Source organism: Magnetococcales bacterium (genome assembly GCA_015231925.1).
GTDB lineage: Bacteria > Pseudomonadota > Magnetococcia > Magnetococcales > JADGAQ01 > JADGAQ01.
Genome location: JADGAQ010000191.1, coordinates 1 through 7,848, shown reverse-complemented (window position 1 = coordinate 7,848; position 7,848 = coordinate 1). Strand labels below are relative to the sequence as shown.

Genomic DNA, 7,848 nt, shown 5'->3' with positions numbered 1-7,848 from the left:
CTCCCGCCCCACGCGCAAAAAGTAGCTGAAGTCCCAACCCGGTTCCCGATCCAGCAGACTGGTCAGCATGGCCACGGATTGGGCCACATCGCCGATGACCTCCAGATGGGGGAAATAGACCTCGTCCACCTCCGCCGGACTGAAATTGATGTGAATCAGCTTGCCGTGACGCTCATGGCCCATGATGGCGGGCGGCTTTTCCGTCACTTCGTGACCCACGCTGATGATCAGATCGGATCGGTCGATGGCGCAATGCACATAGTCGTTTTCGGTCAACGCCGCCGTGCCGAGAAACTCCTCGCGCCGTTCGTCCAGAACCCCTTTGCCCATCTGGGTGGTGAAAAAGGGGATGCCCGTGCGATTCACCAGGGCATTCAGGCTCTCGGAAATGCGCTTGCGATTGGCCCCCGCCGCAATCAGCAGCAACGGATGCCGCGCCTCCCGGATCATCTTGACCGCCTGAAGAATGGTATCCTCGTCCGGGCTGGGACGCCGCGTCTCGATCTTGCGCAGTGGCGTGGCCGAGGTGGTCTCCCGGGCGATGTCCTCCGGCAGTTCCAGATGCACCGCGCCGGGGGTCTCCGCTTCCGCCAGCTTGAAGGCCTGCCGCACCAGGGAGGGAATCTTGCCGCTGGAGGGAATCTGCACCGCCATCTTGGTGATGGGCGTCATGGTCTTCACCACGTCGATGATCTGAAACCGCCCCTGTTTGCTCTTTTTGATCGGTTTCTGCCCGGTTATCACCACCAGGGGCATGCCCCCCAACTGGGCGTAGGCCACCCCGGTGATCAGATTGGTCGCTCCCGGCCCCAGGGTCGACAGGGCCACCGCCGCCCGCCCCGTCAAACGACCAAACGTGGCCGCCATGATGGCCGCTGCCTGTTCGTGACGGGTCACCACCAACCGGATGCGACTCCGGCGCAAGGAATCCAGAAAATCCAGATTCTCCTCGCCCGGCACCCCGAAAACCATCTCCACCCCCTCCTCTTCCAGGCAATGCACCAACAGGTCCGCCGCCTTCAGGCTTTTCACCAGCGATTTGTCCATTTTGGCCTCATCAGTATTGAGAATTATTTAGTGTAAGTTGGACCCTCAGTCGGGCGAAACGTTCACCATCCCGAGAAGGGCAAGACCGGTTTTTCGGGAAGTTTCAGCTCTTCGGCAAGACGCCGGGAGAGTTTCGCAGCCTCCTCGCGCGAATCGAGGGGACCGACGAAGAGTTGCATGGTCTCCTCCCCACCCTGGCCGACCCGTTTTTTGTAATGGGGAATGTGGCGGTTCTGCAACTGCCCCAGCAGGGCGACATAGTCGCCGAAATCGGCAAAGGCTCCCAGATCGAGCATGAAACGCTGTCGCGATTCCTTGCGCACCGGCTCTTCCGGAGCCTCCAGGAAGGTGGCTTTGGGCAGCAGCGGAGAAGGAGGCGCCGGAGGGGGGCTCTTTTTATCGGCGGCCGGTGGAGGCGCCTTGGCAGCCGGTTCGCTACGGGCAAGCGCAGACGGCGGGGGGACGACGGCCTTCTCCGTCTTGGGAGTCGCCTTGCGGGAAGGCGGTGCTTCGGCGACAGGCGGCGACAGGGGTTTGGCCTGCAGACGGCTCAACTCCGCTTCGGCGGCGGCCCATTCGTTCTGCCGGGTCGCCGTGGCGACGGCCTGCAGCAGAAAATCCACCGCCTGGGGCAGATTGCCGCGCAGCAGATGGTACTCACCCAGATGGAAGTAGGTTTCGCACAGGCGCTCCTTGCGCACCGACTCGGGGCTCTCCCCGGCTCTCCGCACCACCTCGTCCGGGGTCAGGCGCCCCAGATGCAGGGTGACCAACGGTCCGGGCCACTCCATGGCCTCCAGGAAAGGGGCCTGTTTCTTGAGTTCCTCCAGGCCGTTGACCCCGGCCCGCTCACGGGCCAGGAAGAGCCACAGATGGGGGTAGGCCGACGGCAGTCGGGGTGAAAGTTGCAGGAACTGCTGAAAATCCCCTTGCGCCGCCGTGAAGTTCCCCAGAAGGAAATGGGTCAGGCCCCGATTGAAAAAGGCCACCACCAACTGGGGATCCAGCGTCAGGGCCTGGTCCAGATCGCTTTTGGCCTTGTCGAGTTCTCCCAGGCGTCGCCAGGTTCCCCCGCGGGTTCCCAGAACCGCCGCCTTCAGAGAGGGGGGGAGATCCCCCTGCCGCAGGGCCTCGGTCAACCGTTCCACCGCTTCGCGGTGTTGTCCCTGGCGCGAGGCCTCCACCCCCTCCCGCACCATGCCGGTGACATCTCCCGCCAGGGCGGCTCTTCCCAGGACGAGGCACAACCCCACGACGACCAGACCCGCTCCCCGCACCATACCTCTCCCCCTCCTCCTGTCGCGAACCCCCGGCGGCCAATCGCACGGCAAGCGCTGTTCGCGGGTTCCCAAAGCCACTTCAAAGCCTTATCATGAATCGCGTCAAAGGTGAAGCATAACCGCGAACCCTGTCCCAACATGGATTATTCCGCCACAGAACCCAGCCACTGGTCGGTGACCGAACTCAATCAACGCATCCGGGAAAACCTGGAGGAGGGGTTTGCCTTCGTGCGGGTGCGCGGAGAGGTTCAGGGCTGGAAACTGGCCTCGTCGGGACACGGCTATTTCACCCTGGGAGACGGGGCCTCCCTGATCCGCGCCGTCATCTGGCGCACCACGTTGCGACGTTTGAGCGAGTTGCCCAAAGAGGGCGCCGAGGTTCTGGTCAGCGGGCGCATCACCACCTACCCGCAACGCGGGGAGTACCAACTGGTGGTGGAGGGCTGTCGCCTGGCGGGGGCCGGACTGGAACGGGAGAAACTGCTGCAGCTTCACGCCCGCCTGGCGGCGGAAGGGCTCTTCGACGCGGAGCGCAAGCGGCCCCTGCCCTTCTGGCCCAAAGTGGTGGGTGTGGTCACCTCTCCCGACGGAGCGGCCATTCACGACATCATCAAGGTGCTGTCGGATCGTCATCCCGGTTTTCATTTGTTGCTCTCCCCGGCGCGGGTTCAGGGCAACGAGGCCCCGGAAGAGATTGCCCGAGCCCTGGCCGCCCTCAACGCCGATGGCCGCGCCGAGGTGATCATCTGCGGACGCGGCGGGGGAGCCAGCGAGGATCTGGCCGCCTTCAACAGCGAAATCGTGGTGCGGGCCATTGCCGCCTGCCCGGTTCCCGTGGTCAGCGCCGTGGGCCATGAGGTCGATCTCACCCTGGCCGATCTGGTCGCCGATCAGCGGGCGGCCACCCCCTCCGCCGCAGCGGAGATGGTCCTGCCCACCCGCCGCTCCCTGGAAGAGGGGCTGAATACCCTCCGTGAACGGCTGCTGCGGGCAGAAAGCCTCTTTTTGCAGCGGAAAAGTCAGCTTCTGGAAGAGACCCGTCGTCGGCTGCGCCATCCCCGCCACCGTCTGGACGAGGGGCGCTTCCGTTGCGAAGAGGCTATGCAGCGGCTGCCGGAGGCCATGGGGCGCTTTCTGGAACGCAAGCAGCTGAAAACCGCCTTGTTGCGGGAGGGGCTGAACCAGCAGGGGAAACATCTGCCGTTGCGCTGGCCCCATGCCCGTCTGGCCCTGTTGAAGAACCAGTTGAACCTGGACCGGCTTCTGGCCGAACACCGTGCCCGGCTGACCCGGCTGCAGGCCCGCCTGGAAGCCGCCAACCCCCATGCGGTGCTGCACCGGGGCTACGCCCTGATTCGCGACGACCGGGGTCGTTTGCTGCGTCAACCCTCTCAGTGTCATCCGGGAGATCTTCTGACCCTGCAACTGGATTGCGGCCAGATTGATGTCCAAGTGATCGAAACAAGGATCAAACCGTGAGAAACCTCCTCGCCATGCCCTTGAGAACCCTGCTCGCCGCGCTGCTGCTGGGTGTCCTTCCCCTTTCGGCAATCGCCTCGGAGTTGTCCGTCACCGGGCAGTTGCAGCCGGGCGGGGCCATTTTGCTCAAAGTGACCGGCTTCCCCAAGGGGGCCACCATGAAGGGCTCCCTGGAGGGGCAGACCTTTCCGGTCACGGCTGCGGGACTGGCCCTGGTCGCCCTGGACATGGAGGCTCACAAGGAGAAGGCGCGGCTCGACGTGGAGATCCAGGCCCCGGACGGCTCCCCCCCGGAGCGGCTGACCCACACCTTTGCCGTCGCGCCGCGCGGCTATCGGGAGGAGCATCTGAACCTGCCGGAGGAGAAGGTCGAACTCAATGCCGAGGATCTGCAACAGGCCGATCGGGAAAAGGCCCTCATCAACCAGACCTTCGAACGCCGTGGAGGGGAACCGGGTTATCTGCTCGGCTTTCAGATTCCGGCGGAAGGGCGTTTGACGGGCATCTTCGGTTCGCGCCGCATTCTCAACGGCAAGGCCCGCAATCCCCACAACGGCATCGACATCGCGGCAGCCAAAGGAACCCCTGTGGTGGCTCTGGCGCCGGGTGTGGTGGCCCTGGTGGGCGAGGATTTCCTCTTCACCGGGCGAACCCTCATTCTCGATCACGGGGACGGGGTCTTCTCCCTCTACTCCCATCTTGACTCGATTCTGGTCACCCCGAATACCTGGGTGCCGCTGAACACCATCATCGGCACCGTGGGGCAGAGTGGCCGGGCCACGGGACCCCATCTCCATCTGGGGGTGCGCGTCCGCGAGGCCCGGGTCGATCCCCTGGCCCTGCCGGGTTTGCAGGGCAAGCTGCCCAGGCCCTGACGGGCATGAGGGGCGTTGCTTCCCACCCCTCTTTCTGGTAGCTTGGCAAACCCTTTCTTCTGCCCTGCACTCAGGATGGAATCATGGCGGCTGCCTCCTTCGAACAATCCCTCACCCGTCTGGAAGAGTTGGTGCGCCAGTTGGAAAACGGCAATCTGACCCTGGAAGAGGGATTGTCCACCTTCGAGGAGGGCATGACTCTGGCCCAGCATTGCCAGAAGCAGTTGGACGCCGCCCAAGCCCGCATCGAAACGCTCATGGTCAAGGACGCCCAGGCCCGTGAACAGCCCCTCTGACACCCTGGACTTGCAGTTCTATCTGAGGGAACGCAAGATCCTGGTGGAGCAGGCCCTGATCAATCAGCTCGATGCCTGCGGTCGCTGGCAGGAGAGCCGTTTGCAGCAGGCCATGCACTATTCCTTGATGGCCGGTGGCAAGCGCCTGCGCCCCATTCTGCTTCTGGCCTGCTGCGAAGCGGTCGGGGGCGAGACCGTTCGGGCTCTGCCCTTCGCCTGCGCCTTGGAGTGCATCCACACCTACTCCCTGATCCACGACGATCTGCCCGCCATGGACAACGACGATCTGCGGCGGGGTCAACCCACCTGTCATCGTCAGTTCGATGAAGGCACCGCCATTCTGGCCGGGGATGCCCTGTTGACCTGGGCCTTCGAGCTGGCCGCCCAGAGTCTGCCGGGACTGCCCGGCGAGCTGCAGCTCACCCTGCTGCGCCAGTTGGCCCAGGCCGCCGGTCAACACGGCATGGTGGGCGGGCAGATGCTCGATCTTCTGGCGGAAGGTCAAACCCTCTCCCTGGCCGAGATGCAGAACATCCATGTTCGCAAAACCGGGGCTTTGTTGCGCATCTCCTGCCTGATCGGGGCCAGCCTCGGCGGTGGGAGTCCTCAACAGATCAAGCAGTTGACCCGCTACGGCGAGGCCTTCGGCCTGGCGTTTCAGATTACCGACGACATTCTCGACGAGACGGGGGATCCGGCCCTGATGGGAAAATCCCCCGGCAGCGACCGGAAGAAGGCCAAATCGACCTATCCGGTCATCCTGGGACTGCCCCAGGCGCGCGAAGAGGCCCGCATCTGGGTCGAAGAGGCGGAAAACGCCCTGAAAGACCTGTCGGAGACCTCCCAACCCCTGCGCCTTCTGGCGCGTCACCTGCTCAGCAGAACTTCCTGAAGGGCCTCGACCATGGCCACAAACGGGCTCCTGGAACATATTTCCGAACCTTCCGACCTGCGCCAGCTCACGGAAACGGATCTGCCCGACCTGGCCGAGGAGGTGCGTCAGTTCACCATCGACACCGTCTGTCAAACGGGGGGGCATCTCGGGGCCAGTCTCGGCGTCGTCGAGCTGACCATTGCCCTGCACTACGTCTTCGACACCCCCAACGACCGTCTGATCTGGGATGTGGGCCACCAGTCCTATCCCCACAAGATCCTCACCGGGCGGCGCGACCGGCTGCACACCCTGCGGCAGATGAACGGCCTCTCCGGCTTCACCAAACGGGAGGAGAGTCCCTACGATCCCTTCGGCACCGGCCACTCCTCCACCTCGATCTCCGCCGCCCTCGGCATGGCCATGGGCAGCCGCCTGCTGAATCAGCGGCGCAAGGTGATTGCCGTCATCGGAGACGGGGCCATGACCGCCGGCATGGCCTTCGAGGCCCTCAACAATGCCGGGCAGCATCGCGACACCGATCTGGTGGTCATTCTCAACGACAACGAGATGTCCATCTCCCCCAACGTGGGGGCCTTGTCCGCCTATCTGAGCCGCATGCTCTCCGGGCGCTTCTACACCCGCTTCAAGGATGGCACCAACCGCGTGCTGGGACGCCTCTCCCCGCCGCTGCTGGGGGCAGCCCGCCGTGCGGAGGATGCGGTGAAGGGGTTCTTCACCCCCGGTGCGCTGTTCGAAGAGTTGGGCTTCGAATATCTCGGCCCCATCGAAGGCCACGATTTCAACCAGTTGCTGCCCACCCTGCGCAACATCAAGGCCATCGCCAAACCGGTGCTGCTGCACGTGGTCACCAAGAAGGGCAAGGGCTACACGCCCGCCGAGACCAATCCCTGCACCTATCACGGGGTGGCCCCCTTCGACCGGGATACGGGAGCCATCCGTTCCGGCGGGGAGAAGGCCTCGTTCACCAGCGTCTTCGCCGACACCCTGGTGGCCCTGGCCCAGGAGAATCCCCGCATCGTGGCCATCACCGCCGCCATGCCGGAGGGGACCGGGTTGAGCCTCTTTCAGGAGCGATTCCCCCACCGTTTCCATGATGTCGGCATCGCCGAACAACACGCCGTGACCTTTGCCGCCGGGTTGGCCTGCGAGGGTCTGCATCCGGTGGTGGCCATCTATTCCACCTTCCTGCAACGCGCCTACGATCAGGTGATTCACGACGTGGCCCTGCAGAAGCTGCCGGTGGTCTTCGTGCTGGACCGGGCCGGTCTGGTGGGCGCGGACGGCCCCACCCACGCCGGGGCCTATGATCTCTCCTTCCTGCGGGCCATTCCCAATCTGGTGATCATGGCCCCTGCGGACGAAAACCAACTGCGCCACATGCTGGCCACCGCCTTCGCCATGAACGAGCCGGTGGCCATCCGTTATCCCCGAGGCTCGATTTTCGGTCTGCCCCCGGAGAGCCCGCAACGCATTCCCCCCGGCAGCGGTCGCAAGCTGCGGGAGGGGGCGGACGTGGCCCTGCTGGGCATCGGCACCCCGGTGCAGGAGGCCCTGGCCGCAGCGGAAATTCTGGCGGCGGAAGGCATCGAGGCGGCGGTTTACGACGCCCGTTACCTCAAGCCCCTGGACAAGCAGATGCTGCGGGAGGCGGCCACCCGGCCCATTCTGGTGACCATCGAGGAAAACGCCGTGTGCGGCGGCTTCGGCAGCGCGGTGCTGGAGTTTCTCGCCGAGGAGGATCTCCTGACTGCCGGGCGCAAGGTGCGGCTGATCGGTCTGGAGGATCATTTCATACCCCAGGGCACCCAGAAGGCCTTGCGGGCCTCCCAGCGGCTCGACGCCGCCGGCATCGCCCTCACGGTGCGAGAGTTGTCCGGGCGTCATTCATGACGGTAACGATTCAACAGCGCGGCGTGACGGTATCAACAGCGAAAGGAAAAGTCCCAGGGCGCTGCCCTGGACCCGTCGGGGGGGAT

Annotated in this window: 7 protein-coding genes; 5 read left to right on the top strand and 2 right to left on the bottom strand. The window is 64.6% G+C overall.

The window, feature by feature from the left end; translation table 11 throughout:
- Positions 1-1,023: acetolactate synthase large subunit (locus HQL56_16445; GenBank protein ID MBF0311106.1), on the bottom strand; the 1,023-nt coding region annotated here is incomplete at its 3' end.
- 86 nt (positions 1,024-1,109) lie between these two features.
- Positions 1,110-2,327 carry an SPOR domain-containing protein gene (locus HQL56_16440; protein MBF0311105.1) on the bottom strand — a complete coding sequence of 406 codons (1,218 nt, stop codon included), beginning with the start codon at positions 2,325-2,327 and terminating at the stop codon, positions 1,110-1,112.
- Between the two features lie 108 nt (positions 2,328-2,435).
- On the opposite strand from HQL56_16440, the gene xseA reads away from it, so the two are divergent.
- From xseA to HQL56_16415, 5 genes are all read left to right on the top strand, one after another.
- Positions 2,436-3,806, top strand: a complete 1,371-nt coding sequence (gene xseA, locus HQL56_16435; protein ID MBF0311104.1) for an exodeoxyribonuclease VII large subunit — start codon at positions 2,436-2,438, stop codon at positions 3,804-3,806.
- A complete protein-coding gene (locus HQL56_16430) occupies positions 3,803-4,681 on the top strand; it encodes a M23 family metallopeptidase (GenBank protein MBF0311103.1) in 879 nt (292 codons plus the stop codon). The genes xseA and HQL56_16430 overlap by 4 nt, the downstream gene beginning before the upstream one ends.
- An 83-nt stretch (positions 4,682-4,764) precedes the next feature.
- The gene (xseB, locus tag HQL56_16425) at positions 4,765-4,977 is read left to right on the top strand and encodes an exodeoxyribonuclease VII small subunit (GenBank protein MBF0311102.1); all 213 of its coding nucleotides are present in this window, start codon (positions 4,765-4,767) and stop codon (positions 4,975-4,977) included.
- A gap of 4 nt (positions 4,978-4,981) precedes the next feature.
- Positions 4,982-5,869, top strand: a complete 888-nt coding sequence (locus HQL56_16420; protein ID MBF0311101.1) for a polyprenyl synthetase family protein — start codon at positions 4,982-4,984, stop codon at positions 5,867-5,869.
- A gap of 12 nt (positions 5,870-5,881) precedes the next feature.
- A complete protein-coding gene (locus HQL56_16415; GenBank protein ID MBF0311100.1) occupies positions 5,882-7,762 on the top strand; it encodes a 1-deoxy-D-xylulose-5-phosphate synthase in 1,881 nt (626 codons plus the stop codon).
- Positions 7,763-7,848: the final 86 nt, after the last annotated feature.